This is a genomic window from Alteromonas sp. ABD4_190, from assembly GCF_056160105.1.
The window spans coordinates 3,411,599-3,428,965 of sequence record NZ_JBSWWN010000001.1; the positions used below are offsets into that span (position 1 = coordinate 3,411,599).

Below are 17,367 nucleotides of genomic sequence, written 5' to 3' on the forward strand. Positions count from 1 at the left end.
GTTGTTGTGAACTACAAATACCGGCACTAAAGCGCGCTTAGCGCACGCTTTAGTACCAATTACGTTCTAGAAGCTTCTAGCCTTTAGGCTATGACGCTTTTCGTACGCGTAGGTACCATTCACAAAGCAAGCGAACTTGTTTTTGCGTATAGCCTTTTTCGGTCATACGATTTACAAAGTCGTCGTGCTTTTTCTGCTCTTCTGCTGAGCCTTTGGTGTTAAAAGAAATAACGGGCAGTAAATCTTCCGTGTTAGAGAACATCTTCTTCTCAATGACGGTGCGAAGCTTCTCATAACTTGTCCATGCTGGATTTTTGCCGCCGTTATTTGCACGGGCTCTCAAAACAAAGTTAACGATTTCGTTACGGAAGTCTTTCGGGTTGCTAATCCCAGCGGGCTTCTCTGTTTTTTCTAACTCAGCATTAAGCGATGCTCTGTCAAACAGCTGCCCGGTTTCTGGGTCGCGATACTCTTGGTCTTGGATCCAGAAATCAGCATAAGTCACATAGCGGTCAAATAGGTTTTGCCCGTATTCAGAGTATGACTCTAAATAAGCGGTTTGAATTTCTTTGCCTATGAACTCCACATAGCGGGGAATCAGGTAGCCTTTTAAAAACTCCAAATACTTATCAGCGGTTTCTTGGGGGAACTGTTCACGCTCAATCTGACGTTCCAATACGTAGAATAAATGAACTGGATTCGCTGCCACTTCTTGATGATCGAAGTTAAACACGCGAGAGAGGATCTTAAATGCAAAGCGGGTGGATAACCCCTCCATGCCTTCGTCGACACCTGCGTAATCTCTGTACTCTTGATAAGACTTCGCTTTCGGGTCGGTGTCTTTTAAGCTTTCTCCGTCATAGACCCGCATCTTTGAAAACATGCTAGAGTTTTCAGGCTCTTTTAAACGGGATAGCACGGTAAACTGTGCTAAGCATTCCAAAGTGTCTGGTGCACAGGGAGCGCCACTAAGTTCACTGCTATCGAGTAATTTTTTATAAATGCGAATTTCTTCGCTTACTCTTAAGCAGTAAGGGACTTTAACAATATAAACACGGTCTAAAAACGCTTCGTTGTTTTTATTGTTTCTAAACGATTGCCACTCAGATTCGTTTGAGTGTGCCAGTATTAATCCATCGAAGGGAAGGGCTGAGAAGCCTTCCGTTGGATTATAGTTGCCTTCTTGTGTGGCGGTTAATAGTGGGTGTAGCACCTTAATTGGCGCTTTAAACATCTCTACAAATTCCATTAAGCCTTGGTTGGCTTTACACAGGGACCCTGAATAACTGTAAGCGTCTGGGTCATTCTGTGCATATTGTTCTAGGCGGCGAATATCAACCTTACCCACAAGAGCTGAAATATCCTGGTTATTCTCATCTCCCGGTTCGGTTTTAGCTATGCCCACCTGGTCAAGCACCGATGGATAAACCCGAACCACTTTGAACTGGGTAATATCACCATTGAACTCATGAAGGCGTTTTCGAGCCCACGGTGACATAATAGTTTTTAGGTAGCGCTTAGGAATGCCATATTCTTTTTCTAATATGTCGCCATCTTCTTTGACATCGAATAGACAGAATGGATGATCATTCACTGGTGAGCCTTTAAGCATGTAAATAGGCACGTGCTGCATTAGCTCTTTAAGTCTTTCAGCCAGTGACGATTTACCGCCGCCAACTGGGCCGAGTAAATAAAGTATTTGTTTCTTCTCTTCAAGACCTTGTGCGGCATGCTTGAGGTAAGAGACGATTTGTTCAATGGCTTCTTCCATGCCATAGAATTCTGAAAAAGCTGGATAACGAGAAATGACGCGGTTGGAGAAAATGCGGCTTAGAGCCGGGTCGTTGGCAGTGTCGATTAGTTCTGGCTCACCGATGGCTTGTAACAAACGTTCTGCAGCGTTTGCGTAAGCACTTTGATCTTCCTTACAAATTTCAAGGAACTCCCCAATGGTGAACTCTTCCTGTTTTCGCTCTTCATAGCGACTTTGATAGTGTTCAAAAATACCCATGAATACCCCTTAAATACGGAACCCCGTAATTTCAGCTTAGTAGGTATTTGAGAAAAGGATAGTAATTATTGTGTATAGTTTTTAATCTTTTCGTCTAATGAAAAATGCAACTTTAATAAGAATTTAGTGTCTCTTAATGAAGCTTTTACATAAACAAAAGCCCCGCTGTAAAGCGGGGCTTTCTATTCGTATTCTTAAACGCTATGTAGCACACAGTGTGTACTACAGAACGGCGTCTGGCTTATGCAAAGTTTTTGCTTGCGAATTCCCAGTTAACTAGAGCCCAGAAGTTTTCTAGGTACTTAGGACGCGCGTTGCGATAGTCGATGTAGTAAGCGTGTTCCCAAAGGTCGACAGTAAGTACTGGTGTTAGGTCATCGCCAGAAATAGGTGTTTCAGCGTTGCTAGTGTTAACGATATCTAGGCTACCGTCTGAAGTTTTAACTAGCCAAGTCCAGCTAGAGCCGAAGTTGTTAACTGCTTTGTCGTTAAACGCTGCTTGGAAGTCTGCAAATGAACCCCATTTGGCGTTAATCGCGTCAGCTAGTGCGCCAGTAGGCTCGCCGCCGCCATTCGGGCTAAGGCAGTGCCAGTAGAACGTGTGGTTCCAAACTTGCGCTGCGTTATTGAAAACACCGCCTTCAGAAGATTTAATGATTTCTTCTAGGCTTTTGTTTTCCATGTCAGTACCTTCAACTAGGCCGTTAAGCTTAGTTACATAAGTAGCGTGGTGCTTGCCATAGTGGTACTCAAGCGTTTCAGCAGAAATATGCGGTTCTAGTGCATTTTGTTCGTATGGTAATGCTGGTAGTTCAAAAGCCATGACGGTCTCCATGTTGGTTTAGTATTGTAGTCTAAAGCACACTTATCTTCGCCTGTTCAATAAGTGCCAGTCAACGCTTAGCCGACTATATCACTTTAGACGCTAAAGCATATCCCAAATGTGGGGATAAAGTCTTATAACTCAATGACAAAATTGTGAATTTTTTTCAAAATCTATTTTGTGGAAATCTAGCGTTGGTAGATATACAGGTAGATAGGGATAGAGCGTACTAAAAGATCAATTCAGTAATGGGTAATTAAAAGGGATTTTATGATACCCTTCGCCTTGATAAATCATATATGCATTCCCATCTTAGAGGGAATACACTTTTGTGCTCAGAGGAATCAAATGGATAATACTGAAAATCAATCAACGCTAGATAGAATCAAGCAGCAAATCGAAGAAAACCCAATTTTGTTGTATATGAAAGGTTCTCCTAAACTACCTAGCTGTGGCTTTTCTTCACAAGCATCACAAGCGTTGATGTCATGTGGCGAACCATTTGCGTATGTAGATATTTTACAAAACCCTGATATTCGTGCTGAACTACCCAAATACGCGAACTGGCCTACATTCCCACAGCTATGGGTAGAAGGTGAGCTTGTTGGTGGTTGCGATATTATTATCGAAATGTTCCAACAAAACGAACTTCAGCCGCTTATCAAAGAGACAGCTGAAAAATACAAAGAAGAAGAGTAAGTCTGTCGATTTGTAGCAGATTTCTGATATTTTAAATATCGATTAAAAAGCTGGTTTTATGCCAGCTTTTTTCATTAAAAACCGCCAAAAATTTCTCACTTTCATTCCCGTAAAAACTATATAGACAGGTCAGAAATCAAAATCCTCTATAGCTTGAAAAAATATTTTTATTTTGTCGAAAAAGGTTTGTTTTTTAATACCTTGCGTTCTATAAAATCAAGCATCTGGCCACAAATGAGTCAGTGTTGAAGGTATAAAATAACAACCTCTCGGAACATTTTTTTATTGTGCTAATAGCGCTAAAAGTGTTTCAGAGAAAATCCGGGAAACCACCATGAATACATCCTTGTCTTTATTGACCAAAAACGTGCGCGGCGTATTAGCTGCATCTGCCGCGTTTTCAGTAATGGCTACTGCACCTGTTTATGCGCAAGAAGCAGAAGAGAGTGCGAAAGCTGAAGATTATGAACAAATCGCCGTCGTCGGTTCGCGCGCAGCGCCTCGCTCTGTAGCAGACTCTGCGGTGCCAATTGATATCATTTCTGACGAAGAATTTAAGCAGCAGGGTGCCACAGATATGGTATCTATGATGCAAACCGTAGTTCCGTCTTTTAACGTTAACGACCAGCCAATCAACGATGCTTCAACGCTAGTACGTCCTGCTAACCTTCGCGGTATGGCATCGGACCACACGCTTGTACTTGTAAACGGAAAGCGTCGTCACCGTTCTGCGGTAATCACCTTCCTAGGTGGCGGTCTATCAGACGGTGCACAAGGCCCTGATATTTCAGTAATTCCAGCAGCGGCACTTAAGCAGGTGGAAGTACTTCGTGACGGTGCGGCAGCACAATATGGCTCAGATGCCATTGCAGGGGTTATTAACTTCGTACTTAATGATGCGTCGGAAGGCGGTTCATTCGAAGCCCGTTACGGCTCTTATTACGAAGGCGACGGCGACATGATTCAGCTGTCGGGTAATGTAGGCCTACCACTTTCTGATAAGGGGTTCATTAACCTTTCAGCCGAATACCGTACTGCTGATGATACCTCTCGCAGCGTTCAGCGTGACGATGCAGCGGCGCTTATTGCGGCAGGTAATACATTTGTGGCAGATCCTGCACAAATTTGGGGTTCGCCTGAAATTAAGCATGACATCAAGCTTTTCGCTAACGCGGGACTAGAGCTTTCCGATACGTCAGAAGCTTATATATTTGGTAACTTTGCCGAGCGTGAAGTTGAAGGTGGCTTCTACTTCCGTAACCCGCACAATCGTGGCGGTGTAAACGACGGTGGTACAAATGAAGACGGTGAGCAGCTACTTCTGGTTGGTGATTTAACAGGCGACATGTCAGGTAACTGTCCAACAGATATCGTGGTTGGTGACAACGTTCTTGAAAACCCTACCTATATCAATCAGGTGTTAAACAATCCTGATTGCTTCGCGTTTAATGAGATTCTTCCGGGCGGTTTCACACCTCGCTTTGGCGGTACGGTAACCGATATGTCTCTTGTCTTTGGTACCAAAGGCGAATTAGCCAATGATATTACCTATGACGTAAGTTTAAACCTTGGCCAAAACGAAGTTGATTTTTCTATTAGCAATACAATTAACCCGTCTTTAGGCCCAGAAACGCCTTTCGAGTTTAGCCCAGGTCGTTATACCCAATCTGAGCAAACTCTTGATATTGATTTTACAAAACCTTTCGATGTTGGTTTGTATGAGCCGCTATTTGTAGCGACTGGCTTCCAATACCGCAACGAAAGTTATGAGAGCTTTGCAGGTGATACTGCCTCTTATGAAATAGGTCCGCTGGCGACACAAGGCTTTGGCATTGGCTCAAATGGTTTCCCTGGCTTGGCGGCCAATAGCCAAGGTCGTGTGTCCCGCAACAACATCGCGCTTTACATCGACGCAGAAGCCTACATCACTGAAAACTTTATGCTAGCCGGTGCGCTACGTTACGAAGATTTCTCTGATTTCGGTAATACAACCAAAGGTAAGATTGCGTTCCGTTGGCAAGCGCTAGAGAACATTGCGTTCCGTGGTGCGTTCTCAACAGGCTTTAAAGCACCTACGCTGGGTCAAAGTAATGTACGTAACGTAACAACTGCGTTTGGTACGGGCGGTGAGCTAATTGACCGTGCAACACTACCTCCAACAGATCCTGTATCTCAACTTAAAGGCGGTGAGCAGTTAACGCCAGAAGAGTCAGAGAGCATCACATTTGGTGTGGTAGCAGACTTTGAAAATGGTCTATTCATTACTGCCGACTACTACAACATTGAACTGACAGACCGTATCAGTACAGCGTCTGGTATCGCGTTAACAGAAGAAGATATTGCGACGCTACTAGCGCAAGGCATTAATGATGCATCTAGTTTCTCTGAAATTAGTTTCTTCACGAATGACTTTGATACGACTACTGAAGGTCTTGATGTAGTTGCTAACTACTCGATGGAGATGATGGGTGGTGAAACTAAATTCTCACTAGCCTACAACTGGACATCTACAGAGGTAGATCGCGCTTCAGATAATATTTCTGAGTTCCGTATTCGCATGCTAGAAGATAACCTTCCAGCAGTGCGCTACAGTGCAACAGCAAATCACACTAACGGTGACTGGCGCTTCCTTGCACGCTTGAACTATTACGGTAGCATCTTTGAAGATCACTTAGATTCTGCATTACCTATTGAAAAAGTAGGTTCGGAATTTACTGTGGACTTAGAAGTGGCTTATAACTTCACTGAAGAGTTTACTGTAACAGTAGGCGCGAAAAATGCCTTTGATGAATACCCAGATGAGAATACGCAGTATGCCGGTATAGCAGGTTCGTTGTATCCAACTACCTCACCAATCGGTATTAACGGTGGCTTCTATTATCTAAGAGGTGTTTACACGTTCTAATCGCTAACTATTAGCGAAAATAACTTTCACAATTGTTTCGACGTGAAGGGGAGCGTTAGCTCCCCTTTTATTTTCAATATCGAACATCATTTGCGTGAAAAGTTATGAAGAAACAGGCATTATTGATGCCATTGTAAGCAATTCGAAACACACAACTTTTATTATTATGACAAGAAAGTCGACAGTAGCTGAAACCTTTTTAAAATACCGCTCGAAGTTAATGCGCGCGGTAGGTTCTATTGTTGGCGCCGACGACATTGAAGATATCGTGCAAGAAGCTTTTATAAAAAGCTACGAAGCAGAATTAAAACAAGAAATACAATATGAGCGGACATATATGCTCAAAACAGCGCGTAATTTAGCGTTGAACCATGTTGCAAAAGCAGAAAATAAAAACAAGCAGCAGCTAGATGACATGGATATTTTGCCTTACGAACTAGTGGGGCACAGTTTAGAAAAAAATGTAGAGAGTAAAGAGCGCTTTATTCATTTTTGCCGAGCGACAGACACCCTGTCTGCTGATGTAAAACGCGTATTTTTACTTAAAAAAGTATATGGCATGCGACAAAAAGAGATTGCAGAGCTTGTGGGGCTAAGCGAAAGCACCGTAGAAAAGCATGTCGCCAAAGGTTTAATGATGTGCTCTAGGTATTTAGCAGAGCTTTCAAATGACAGTGCATCTCCCCGTGCCACTGCTACCGCGACTCAGGACATAAGCAGTAGTTAACATGAATAATATTCGCCAGTTTTCAAGCAAAGAAGATATCCAAGAGCAAGCGTGCCTTTGGGTAAGCCGTCTCGATCGCGGTTTAAAAAGTGACGAAAAGGTAGAGTTAGACACCTGGTTGGCAGAAAGTAATGCCCATCGCCAAGCTCTACTAGATGCCGCAAGCTTGTGGGACGATATGTCGGTGCTTAATGAATTAAGCGGTTTGTTCCCTGAACCAACAGCGCGACATACTACCAAAGGGCGTACCCTACCGAAAAACGCTGTATGGGGTATTGCTGCCACTTTCTTAGTTATGGCAATCGCGGTTGGCGTCATTGTTCAGCGCACTTGGCTAAATAGCGCGCCTGAATTTGCTGCTGTTAGCCAAAAAGTACAAACAGGTGTTGGTGAACAGAAAAATGTAACCTTATCCGATGGTTCGCAGCTTCATCTAAACACCAACTCTTTAGTAACGGTAGATTTCACATCAAGTGCACGTAATATTGTACTTTTGAAAGGCGAAGCCCATTTTGAAGTGGCTCATGATAAAACCCGCCCTTTTTCTGTTACCGCTGGAAACAATACTGTAACAGCAGTAGGTACCGCGTTTAATATGCAGTATGTTGACGACAACGCATTCGAACTTGTTGTTACCGATGGCAAAGTGTTAGTAAAAGACCGCTTTAAAGCGTCATCTTCAAATGAATCATTGTTTGGTAAGCGCCCTGTTACAGAAGAAGGTCTGCTAATGTTTGCCGGGGAGAAAGCGACTGTTTTGGGTAAAGTAGAAGCCCGAGAAAGCATGTCGCAAGATGAAATTGATGATGATTTGGCATGGCAGCAGGGCATGATAGTTTTTAAAGGCGAGCCCCTTGAATCTGTGCTACTGGAAATTGGGCGATACACGCCAGTCCGTTTTCACATCTCTGACAATAGTTTGCGTAAGCGCAGAGTGGCGGGTTATTTCAAAGTGGGCGATATAGACGGCTTGCTGTCGGCACTTGAAAGCAGCTTTAATATTACCTATGAGAAAGTTACAGAAACCAGTATTGAGCTTAAGCTAGCGAAAAGTTAAATATTGTTTGATAGATAGGTGATATTAGTTATTCCCTATTGGCATCAATTTATTTAATGTGACAATATAACTAGAATAATAAGTACATCGATTATATATCTTGCATTACGGCAATTTGGCGATAAGTAGGCAAACCAAAAAAGCAATAAAGAAGCTGCGTGCCTTTGCGTGTTCGGCTAGTTGTATTTCGCGCAAAAGAACAGCGTGGCCTTCATACTTCTCGCTTGCAGCGCCCTTACATATTGCCTCGAGTGTATGTTTAATCTTATTCATAACACCGTCACTCTACGCGCAAGACGAGAGCGGTTCGACTCTCAAAAATCCTCAACCTTCTAAAACTCTTCCGGCATCAGCGCCCGATGCGTTTAGTTTCTCTATTCCAGCACAGAACGCTAACGAAGCCTTAACTGAATTAGCTAAACAAGCCAACACTACCCTTTTGTTTCCTTTTGATTTGGCGAAGAAAGTAACGACCAATGCGCTTAAGGGAACCTTTACCTTGAGTGAAGCATTAGCTCAGCTACTTGAGGGCACTGAATTAGCGGTGGTAGCCGATGAAAATGGGGCGTTGAGTATTCGTTCCCGCGCATCGCTAACAGCACAACGTAAACAGACTGATGATAATGAACAGGCAGATGACGAGGGGGCAGACGGGCTTGAAAAAATTGCTATCGTTGGCTCTCGTAACGCGCCTCGAAGCGCTGTCGACTCGGCAGTGCCTCTTGATGTTATTGGAGCAGATAAACTAAGTTCTCAGGGCAATAGCGACGTCCTTTCCATGCTAAGCGTTATGGTGCCTTCACTAAACGTGAACGACCAGCCCATCAATGATGCAAGTAGCTTGGTGAGGCCTGCTAATTTAAGAGGCATGTCGTCAGATCACACTTTGCTCTTGTTAAATGGCAAGCGACGCCATCGCTCAGCCGTTATCACATTTTTAGGCGGGGGGTTATCTGATGGTGCTCAAGGTCCCGATATATCCGTTATACCTGCTTATGCGTTAAAACAAGTGGAGGTACTGCGAGACGGGGCCTCTGCTCAATATGGATCAGATGCTATCGCTGGTGTGATCAATTTTGTGCTAAAAGATGACCGCGAGGGTGGGAGCGTTGCGCTTAAAGCCGGAGGGTACAGCGAGGGCGATGGCGAACTGTTTCAAATACAGCTTAATAAAGGCTTTACGTTAGGAGAATCGGGTTTTTTTAACACCACTGCGGAATACCGACAGCAAAACGGCACGTCGCGCTCGGTACAGCGAGATGATGCCCAAGGGCTATTGGAACAGGGAAATAGCTTTATCGCCTCGCCATCTCAAGTTTGGGGGGCCCTTGATGTTAACGAAGATATCAAACTTGCGCTCAATGCAGGTGCTGATATTTCAAAAACGTCCCATTTTTATAGTTTTGCGACCGCCGCGAGAAGAGAGATAAACGGAGGGTTTTATTTTCGAAATCCGCAAACTCGCGAAGGGGTATTTAGCCGAACGGATCCGAATACCGGCGAAAGCCGCCTTATTGTTGCTGATTTGGATGGGCTAAATAGCGGTATAGCGTGCCCTTCAATATCTTTATCAAATGACAACGTACTAGAAAACCCTGATTACCAACTTATCGCAGATAACACGACCTCACTTGGAGCAAATTGTTTTGCCTTTAATGAATGGTTCCCTGGTGGTTTTACTCCTCGGTTCGGTGGAACGATTACCGATGCTTCTATTGCAATGGGTATAAAGCATGAATTGCCTAAGGGGTGGGCGATGGATATCAGTGCCACCTTGGGCTATAGCGATATTGAGTACACTATATCGAATACGGTCAACCCTTCGCTAGGGCCGCAAAGCCCAACGACCTTTTCTCCAGGCGGGGTATCACAAGTAGAACGCACGCTAAACTTAGACTTTACTAAACTGATCCAGACTATTTTTGACGACCCCGTGAGCATTGCTGCTGGCGTTGAGTGGAGAAAAGAGACGTATTTTCAAAAAGCGGGAGATGAAGCCTCGTATATCGCTGGCCCTTTCGCTTTAGAACCACCGATAGGTTTAAGTGAAGGCTTCTCAATAGGCTCTAACGGTTTTCCTGGTTATCAACCTCAGTCTGCTGGTCACTGGAGTCGCAGCAATTGGGCTGTGTATGCCGACTTGGAATTTTACGCGACTGAAGATTGGCAGTTTGGTGTAGCAACGCGAGTAGAGCATTTCAGTGATTTCGGGTCAACATTTGATGGAAAGCTAAGTACTCGCTACACACTTAACGATATGTTTGCACTGCGAGGTTCTTTAAATACGGGCTTTAAAGCTCCGACTGTGGGCCAAAGTAATGTTATAAATGTAACTACTGCCTATGGCCTTAATGGCTTGGAAGACCAAGCAACATTGCCGCCAACCGACCTTATCTCGCAGCAGCTTGGGGCCACGCCGCTGACGCCTGAAGAATCAGTAAACTTTAGCTTGGGCTTGGTTATGCAAGCAAGTGACAACTTCTTTGCTACGCTCGACTATTTTAATATTCGCCTTACCGATCGTATCAGTACCACATCGGCCATTCCTTTAACCGAGGATGACGTTAATACGCTTGTTGCTCAAGGGCGTTTTGATGCGGCCCGATATAATTCCGCTAAGTATTTTACCAATGATTTTGATACCAAAACCCAGGGTATCGATTTAGTTGTAAACTACAATTTTGCGTTAAGCGACTGGTCAAACTCTGTGTTGGTCGCCTACAACTGGACAGACACGCAAGTTGAGCGTGTATCTCTGTACCCGGTGTTAAGCGATGGGGAAATAACGCTTCTGCCCAACTTAACTGAGGCTCGAATACGTATGTTAGAAGACAATCTCCCTGCTCATCGAGGGAGCATTACCTTAGAACAGTCAAAAGACGAATGGGCCTTCACTTGGCGTTTAAACTACTACGGTAAATTTTATGAAGATCATCTAGATGCTTCGGCAGGCTTGGATATTTACGGCAGTGCGCTAACCACTTTCGATGCTCAACTCGCTTGGAAGATTTTGCCTGATACTCAACTTACTTTTGGAGCGCAGAACTTATTTGACGCGTTACCAAATGAAAATCCGTTTCAAGGTGAGGTTGGGGCGCTTTATCCACCAACATCCCCTGGCGGTATTAATGGCGCATTTTACTATGCAGGTGTTGAATACAGCTTTAAATAGCTAATAGTATTGACGAAGCTAATTTAGGAAAAGTTGAGGGTGTCAAACCGAGCTTTTAAACATGGATAAAGCTTTAACTTCAATAGATAGGGTAAGCGTGTTCGGAAATAAGCCTGTGTTATTTAGCCTGATAGCCTTGGACTTTTATATTAGCCGACGTCTTTGAAGAGAGATTCGTCAATAATGGTTTGATCGATAATTTGTTGTGCCATATTGATGCACTTACCGCATTGTGAGCCAAGCTCTAAATGTTGACGTAACTCACGCATATTACCCACGCCGTTTTCTTCAACCGCCGCGCGAATGCTTTTATCTGTTACCCCATAGCACATGCAAACAAACATTAAACGTACTCCAAATGAATCTGTAAATGATAATAATTGTTATTCTTTGTTTTGGCAAGTAGGTAATGGCAGATTTAATAAACCGCAATTAGGTAACGACTGGGTAATGTCCGGGACAGTTTTGTTCTATGCTGTTCAGTTATTGGTACGAGCAGTAAAAAAACTCATTGTTTAATATTGTTATTTCCGTATTCGTACCTATTTTCTGGATAGGAAATTTCTCATCAAAGTGATTGCGCAATGTAATCACCTTTATTATTACAATCCAAATATAAATGGAGAGACTCATGAGTGTATTAGTTGGCCGTCCGGCACCTGATTTTACTGCAGCTGCGGTACTTGGTAGTGGTGAAATCGTAGATTCTTTCACGCTAAGTGAAGCTATTAAGGGCAAAAAAGCGGTTGTATTCTTCTACCCACTAGATTTTACCTTTGTATGCCCGTCAGAGCTTATCGCTTTCGACAAGCGTTATGACGAGTTTAAAAAGCGCGGTGTTGAAGTAATTGGTGTTTCAATCGACTCTCAGTTTTCACACAATGCGTGGAGAAATACCCCAGTAAATCAAGGTGGTATTGGTCCAGTTAAATATACTCTTGTTGCTGACGTAAAACACGACATCTGCCAAGCATACGATGTTGAGCACCCAGAAGATGGTGTTGCTTTCCGCGGTTCATTCCTAATTGATGCAGAAGGTATGGTACGTCACCAGGTAGTAAACGATCTTCCACTTGGTCGTAACGTTGACGAAATGCTTCGCATGGTTGATGCACTAGCGTTCCACGAAGAGCATGGCGAAGTTTGCCCAGCAGGTTGGACCGAAGGTAAATCAGGTATGGATGCATCACCTGAAGGTGTAGCTAAATATCTATCTGAAGAAGCAGATAAGCTATAAGCAAACCTGTTAAAAGATAATAGAAAAACAGCGCCTTTTGGCGCTGTTTTTGTTTACGGCGTTTATCGAAAAAACTATTCTTGATTTTCTACTGGCCAGCCACCTAAGGCCTTATAGCGATTTACCATATAGCAAAATAGCTCGGTGGTTTTCTGTGCATCGTAAAGGGCGCTATGCGCTTCATTTTGGTCAAACGATATCCCAGCCGCTCGACATGCTTTTACCAGCACAGTTTGACCAAGGGCAAGGCCCGCTAGGCTGGTGGTATCGAAGGAAACAAATGGGTGAAAGGGCGTGCGCTTTATATTGCAGCGCTCAATCGCAGCATTAACGAAGCTTTGATCAAAAGTTGCGTTATGAGCAACGATAACAGAACGCTGACAGTCTGCATTTTTCTGTGCTTTGCGAATACCTTTACATAAATCCTTCATGGCTTCGCTTTCCTCAATAGCACCTCGTAATGCGCAATTCGGATCAATGCCATTAAATTCTAATGCCGCAGGCTCAAGGTTAGCACCCTCGAAAGGATCTATATGATAGTGAAAGGTTTGGTCAGGATGCAGTACTCCTTCTTCATCCATTTTCACCGTAACCGCTGCTAACTCTAATAAGGCGTCAGTGCCTGCATTAAATCCGGCCGTTTCAACGTCGATGACAACGGGAAAATAACCTCGAAAGCGCTGGGAAAGAAGGGGCGGGTTGGCAGACATAAACACTCTTGTAAGACTAGGTTGCAGAAACTGGTTGGTCGCTTTTTATGCAAACCTACCTGCGAAACTTATTAGCACAGAGAATTATCGCAAGGATATCTTCGAGTTGCCAGTTTCAATTTGAAAACCGAGAAGATGAGAAGCGCTAATAGTACGAAACGCTAATGGTATTAAACGCTAAACTTTTCTACACTTTGGACGATAATCTTATTAACCATGAATTTTTCAAAACGTTCTATTTGCGGCTTAAAGCGAATGGGTACAATTTATGGCTCTTAAAGATTGGTGGGCGTATGAAAGGCCTACATTCATGTTAGTCTGACTTTCGTTATGGTGTCGAAATGGTGTCGAAATTAAAATATATCGCTTTATTGGGGATGGTGGGGTCGCTGTCGTCCCATGCTGCCATGCGGCAATATTCTGCAACCATTGAAAGTTCCAACTGGCGTATTGATACGGACACGCGCCTGCAGTGTACACTTAACCATGAATTGCCTGGTTACGGCGAAGCCATGTTCACTAGTTCTGCGTCGAAGCAGCTCAACATGGAATTTGAATTAGATATGTACATGCTGCCAAACAAGTTTGATGTGGCTGCGGTCTACTCTGTTCCGCCAAAGTGGATGCCGGGTGTGGCGCCAAAGACCATCGCGGATATGTCTATTCGAAAGCAATACAATGGCGACCTGCCGCAGGATGCTGCATGGACTATGCTGTCTGAGTTGGAGAAAGGCTTTTGGCCCACGATTTATTACCAAGATTGGTATAACAAATATGACCAAGTGAGTGTGGCATTAAACGCAAGCAACTTCTCAGGCGTGTATCGCGACTTTGTTAAGTGCGTGTCGAACTTGCTTCCCTTTAGTTTTGATGACATTTCTTACACCGTATTGTCTTATCAGAATAACAGCACCGAACTTACTAAGTATTCGCAAAAGCGTTTAACTATGATTGGCGAATATTTAAAAGAAGACAGTGAATTGGAGCTTGTGCTTCTCGATGGTTATACGGACAGTTACGGTGGACGTTACAACAACGAACAATTGTCTATTCGAAGGGCCAATGAAGTAAAAAGCTATCTCACTACGCTAGGTGTACCTGAAGATAGGATCCAGCTGACAGGCCACGGTGAAAAACGTCATATCGCGCCAAACGATACGCGGGAAAGCCGTGCACAAAACAGACGCGTAGTGGTACGACTATCCAAGTCTTAGGCGCTTGCTAAAGCGCCTTAAACCCGTTTAACTTGCGTTAATTTGTTTTGTCTCGCCAGGTTAATACAGGCACTAAATGGTCGGTGAAAACGCCATCAGCTCGCACTACCTTGTGCAATACATCTAAAATTTGTTCTCCAGACATGCCCGCTGGAAGCGCATCCTGACGATAAGTGTAGGGGTGAATTGTAAGTTCATTATTGTGAGCGTACTGAACCCAGCTTGCTGCTTCTACTTTCCCTTTAGCCATCGCCTCATTATCCATTAAATGGCCTAACCAAGGGCCTATGCCGTTTGCATACTTCGCGACTTGCTTCATGCCATCTTGTGTACGCAGCCAATCGTAGTCGGTGTCGCTCTCGCCCCAATCGTTCTCGCCAATCAGCATAACTACTTTGCCCTTATAGCCAAGGGTTTCACGAATACGCTTGACCTCGTTAAAGTCAAAGCATTGCAGGTAACTATTGCCGTTTTCTCCCGCAAACCCGTAGTTTTTTAATGTGTCGATAACCATCTTACTGGCATCAATACCTTCAGCAATGTGAAAAGCAGGGGACTTTACTTCTGGATATACGCCTACAGACGTGCCGAATTGGCGATTAAGCTCGCTGATTAGCTCAAAGTGTTCACTTAACGTGGCCACTTTAAAATTAGCCTGGGAGCCGCGGTACCTACTTTTAAAAACTTGTTTGCCATCACTGTTGGCACGTTCATGTACCCGCAATGCTCGAAGCTCTTCGAGGGTGAAGTCACGGGCGTAATAGCGTCCGTCCTTTCGGTGACGCGCTGGAAAAATTTCTTCTACATTAGTGACTGTCTCTAAGTGAATGTCGTGCAGTACAACGGGGATGTCATCTTTGGTTATAACAACATCCTGCTCTATAAAGTCAGGACGCAGCGAGAACGCTAGCGTGGCTGCTTCAAGGGTGTGTTCCGGCAAATAGCCAGAAGCGCCGCGATGGGCGATAACGGTAAAATGCGGTCTTTCGCTAGTGGTATGTTCTGCTTCAGCTTGCGAGGTTTTACTATTCGTAGCATCAGCTGCAAACGTACTCTCAGAGGCAAGGGCACCTGTAAATAGCACCACCAAAGCAGGTAGTAACGATGCCAACCTGGTCGTATATCTATTGCGAAACCTAGCATTGCCCTTTAATAGCAACTTAAGCTTGTTCGACGAACCCGCTACAGCCTTGCTTACACGGTTTAAAGAAAATAATAAGCGGTTACCTAGCATGTGACTGCCACTCCATGTGTTTACTTTTATCGCCTTCTTACTTATGCCGTACATTTCACAGAAAGCTTATGTTACAAGCGCTTAAAAGATATTGGCGACGTCGCGCTATAGTGAAATAGACTTATTTTGAATAAGTTCTATGGCATACCCATCTGGATCGCGAACAAAAGCGATGACGGTAGAGCCACCTTTTACTGGGCCAGGTTTACGATACACCTCAGCGCCATTTGCTTCTAAGTTTTCACAAAACTGATAGATGTCGTCTACTTCAATAGCGATGTGGCCGTACGCGTTACCCTTATCATAGGTGTTGTCACCCCAGTTATAGGTAAGCTCTAACACAGTGCTATCGGTCTCTTCTCCGTATCCTACAAAAGCGAGGGTGTACTCATACTCTTTGTTTTCTGATTGTCTGAGAAGGCGCATGCCCATCAATGAGGTGTAAAAGTGAAGTGACGCCTCTAAGTTTTCAACTCGAAGCATGGTGTGAAGGATTCGCATAACTATTTCCTATTTGAACCATCAGAATTACCCGATGGTACACTGCATTGTAAGTGTGCGTTTGCAGTTGCTACATGTACGCAGAACTCGAGCCACACAGAGCCCCATTCATACGGCTCCCTGCAGAGCACTTTCGTTGGTCAACGCAAACGACACACCATGATAATGGGGAAATGTTAACGCTTTAAGACAGTTTTACCATTCCACTTAAACGTATTAAAAACCCCACATGCCGATATTATCAATTTTAAGTCTACGTGGCTGGCTTAACAGGTAGACCACCATTTTGCCTAAGTCTTCGTTTTGAATAAGACCCTTATCTACCTTCTCTGATTCTGTTTTCTGTGACTGAATTAGCGCAGGGTTGAGTGAGTGAACGTGAATGCCATAAGGTCGCACCTCCTCTTGAAGAGCTTTCCCAAGCCCCACCAATGCGAATTTTGACGCGCAGTAAACGCCGGCATTGGCATATCCATTTAGTGCCGCCTGAGAGGCAATATTGATAATGTAACCTTCTCGATTTTCAATCATATGGGGCACTACTTGCTTACACATAAGGAAGGAACCTTTTACATTGGTATCCATCACTTCGTCCCAATCGTCTTCACTGGTTTCCCAGATAAGCGTTTCTTTACCAAACCCACTGTTATTGATAAGAACGTGAAGTTCGCCAAATGTATTTTTAACTTCTTTTACAAAACTTGCTACTTCATCACTTTTTGATACATCACATTTTGTCCCAATGACTTTACCGGGGAATAGCGCATCTAATTGTTCAACTGTCTCGTTTATCGTCTGTTCAGTGCGTCCGCAGATAGCTACTTTCATTCCTGCATCTAATAGAAAGTGGGTTATAGTTTTACCCAGCCCCTTACCACCGCCTGTTACAATGGCGGTTTTATCTAATAATGAGTACATGTCTGTCATAATTAAAACCTAGCGAAAAAAAATAAGATTAACTTAGCTGGTATTGGCGTTATACAAACATACGTATTCATTGTGAGCCAGTAATAAGGTTGCATTGGAATGCTTAAAAAATAATCCCAAAATAATTGGACATCGCGATCAATAACCTGT

Annotated in this window: 14 protein-coding genes; 7 read left to right on the forward strand and 7 right to left on the reverse strand. The window is 43.8% G+C overall.

What is annotated here, in order from left to right:
- Positions 1 to 88 precede the first annotated feature (88 nt).
- Complete coding sequence (locus ACXAFM_RS14915; RefSeq protein WP_269916060.1) at positions 89 to 2,011, reverse strand: PrkA family serine protein kinase; 1,923 nt, start codon at positions 2,009 to 2,011, stop codon at positions 89 to 91.
- 241 nt (positions 2,012 to 2,252) lie between these two features.
- Entirely contained in the window at positions 2,253 to 2,834 is a 582-nt protein-coding gene (gene sodB / locus ACXAFM_RS14920; RefSeq protein ID WP_474831326.1) for a superoxide dismutase [Fe], read from the reverse strand.
- A gap of 348 nt (positions 2,835 to 3,182) precedes the next feature.
- Between sodB and ACXAFM_RS14925 the strand changes: the two genes are divergently transcribed.
- The 5 genes from ACXAFM_RS14925 to ACXAFM_RS14945 all read left to right on the forward strand — a co-directional run bounded on the left by ACXAFM_RS14925 (position 3,183) and on the right by ACXAFM_RS14945 (position 11,394).
- Positions 3,183 to 3,533, forward strand: a complete 351-nt coding sequence (locus ACXAFM_RS14925; RefSeq protein WP_136780857.1) for a Grx4 family monothiol glutaredoxin — start codon at positions 3,183 to 3,185, stop codon at positions 3,531 to 3,533.
- Between the two features lie 334 nt (positions 3,534 to 3,867).
- On the forward strand, positions 3,868 to 6,438 hold the full coding sequence (locus tag ACXAFM_RS14930; RefSeq protein ID WP_474831325.1) for a TonB-dependent receptor plug domain-containing protein: 2,571 nt from the start codon (positions 3,868 to 3,870) through the stop codon (positions 6,436 to 6,438).
- Positions 6,439 to 6,604: 166 nt separating this feature from the next.
- Complete coding sequence (locus ACXAFM_RS14935) at positions 6,605 to 7,165, forward strand: RNA polymerase sigma factor (protein WP_474831674.1); 561 nt, start codon at positions 6,605 to 6,607, stop codon at positions 7,163 to 7,165.
- 1 nt (position 7,166) lies between these two features.
- Complete coding sequence (locus ACXAFM_RS14940; RefSeq protein ID WP_474831324.1) at positions 7,167 to 8,222, forward strand: FecR family protein; 1,056 nt, start codon at positions 7,167 to 7,169, stop codon at positions 8,220 to 8,222.
- Between the two features lie 100 nt (positions 8,223 to 8,322).
- Positions 8,323 to 11,394, forward strand: coding sequence for a TonB-dependent receptor domain-containing protein (locus ACXAFM_RS14945; protein WP_474831323.1), 3,072 nt, complete (start codon positions 8,323 to 8,325; stop codon positions 11,392 to 11,394).
- A gap of 149 nt (positions 11,395 to 11,543) precedes the next feature.
- Here ACXAFM_RS14945 and ACXAFM_RS14950 read toward each other — a convergent pair whose 3' ends face one another.
- Positions 11,544 to 11,738 carry a bacterioferritin-associated ferredoxin gene (locus ACXAFM_RS14950; RefSeq protein WP_025254510.1) on the reverse strand — a complete coding sequence of 65 codons (195 nt, stop codon included), beginning with the start codon at positions 11,736 to 11,738 and terminating at the stop codon, positions 11,544 to 11,546.
- Positions 11,739 to 12,025: 287 nt separating this feature from the next.
- Between ACXAFM_RS14950 and ACXAFM_RS14955 the strand changes: the two genes are divergently transcribed.
- Complete coding sequence (locus ACXAFM_RS14955) at positions 12,026 to 12,631, forward strand: peroxiredoxin (RefSeq protein ID WP_474808007.1); 606 nt, start codon at positions 12,026 to 12,028, stop codon at positions 12,629 to 12,631.
- A 74-nt stretch (positions 12,632 to 12,705) separates the two neighbouring features.
- On the opposite strand, the gene rnt is transcribed toward ACXAFM_RS14955, so the two are convergent.
- Positions 12,706 to 13,341: a ribonuclease T gene (gene rnt, locus ACXAFM_RS14960; RefSeq protein ID WP_474831322.1), complete on the reverse strand. Its 636-nt coding sequence runs from the start codon at positions 13,339 to 13,341 to the stop codon at positions 12,706 to 12,708.
- Positions 13,342 to 13,682: 341 nt separating this feature from the next.
- Here rnt and ACXAFM_RS14965 point away from each other — a divergent pair, with 341 nt between their 5' ends.
- A complete protein-coding gene (locus ACXAFM_RS14965) occupies positions 13,683 to 14,555 on the forward strand; it encodes a flagellar protein MotY (RefSeq protein ID WP_474831321.1) in 873 nt (290 codons plus the stop codon).
- A 37-nt stretch (positions 14,556 to 14,592) separates the two neighbouring features.
- On the opposite strand, the gene glpQ is transcribed toward ACXAFM_RS14965, so the two are convergent.
- From glpQ to ACXAFM_RS14980, 3 genes are all read right to left on the reverse strand, one after another.
- Complete coding sequence (gene glpQ, locus ACXAFM_RS14970; RefSeq protein WP_474831320.1) at positions 14,593 to 15,789, reverse strand: glycerophosphodiester phosphodiesterase; 1,197 nt, start codon at positions 15,787 to 15,789, stop codon at positions 14,593 to 14,595.
- 105 nt (positions 15,790 to 15,894) lie between these two features.
- On the reverse strand, positions 15,895 to 16,290 hold the full coding sequence (gene gloA, locus ACXAFM_RS14975) for a lactoylglutathione lyase (protein WP_474831319.1): 396 nt from the start codon (positions 16,288 to 16,290) through the stop codon (positions 15,895 to 15,897).
- Positions 16,291 to 16,506: 216 nt separating this feature from the next.
- Positions 16,507 to 17,217, reverse strand: a complete 711-nt coding sequence (locus ACXAFM_RS14980) for an SDR family oxidoreductase (protein WP_474831318.1) — start codon at positions 17,215 to 17,217, stop codon at positions 16,507 to 16,509.
- Positions 17,218 to 17,367: the final 150 nt, after the last annotated feature.

Excerpts from the sequence above, each read along its gene's own strand:
- ACXAFM_RS14915 (WP_269916060.1), bottom strand. The coding sequence starts at position 2,011 with ATGGGTATTTTTGAACACTATCAAAGTCGCTATGAAGAGCGAAAACAG.
- sodB (WP_474831326.1), bottom strand. The coding sequence starts at position 2,834 with ATGGCTTTTGAACTACCAGCATTACCATACGAACAAAATGCACTAGAA.
- ACXAFM_RS14925 (WP_136780857.1), top strand. The coding sequence starts at position 3,183 with ATGGATAATACTGAAAATCAATCAACGCTAGATAGAATCAAGCAGCAA.
- ACXAFM_RS14930 (WP_474831325.1), top strand. The coding sequence starts at position 3,868 with ATGAATACATCCTTGTCTTTATTGACCAAAAACGTGCGCGGCGTATTA.
- ACXAFM_RS14935 (WP_474831674.1), top strand. The coding sequence starts at position 6,605 with ATGACAAGAAAGTCGACAGTAGCTGAAACCTTTTTAAAATACCGCTCG.
- ACXAFM_RS14940 (WP_474831324.1), top strand. The coding sequence starts at position 7,167 with ATGAATAATATTCGCCAGTTTTCAAGCAAAGAAGATATCCAAGAGCAA.
- ACXAFM_RS14950 (WP_025254510.1), bottom strand. The coding sequence starts at position 11,738 with ATGTTTGTTTGCATGTGCTATGGGGTAACAGATAAAAGCATTCGCGCG.
- ACXAFM_RS14955 (WP_474808007.1), top strand. The coding sequence starts at position 12,026 with ATGAGTGTATTAGTTGGCCGTCCGGCACCTGATTTTACTGCAGCTGCG.
- rnt (WP_474831322.1), bottom strand. The coding sequence starts at position 13,341 with ATGTCTGCCAACCCGCCCCTTCTTTCCCAGCGCTTTCGAGGTTATTTT.
- ACXAFM_RS14965 (WP_474831321.1), top strand. The coding sequence starts at position 13,683 with ATGGTGTCGAAATTAAAATATATCGCTTTATTGGGGATGGTGGGGTCG.
- glpQ (WP_474831320.1), bottom strand. The coding sequence starts at position 15,789 with ATGCTAGGTAACCGCTTATTATTTTCTTTAAACCGTGTAAGCAAGGCT.
- gloA (WP_474831319.1), bottom strand. The coding sequence starts at position 16,290 with ATGCGAATCCTTCACACCATGCTTCGAGTTGAAAACTTAGAGGCGTCA.
- ACXAFM_RS14980 (WP_474831318.1), bottom strand. The coding sequence starts at position 17,217 with ATGACAGACATGTACTCATTATTAGATAAAACCGCCATTGTAACAGGC.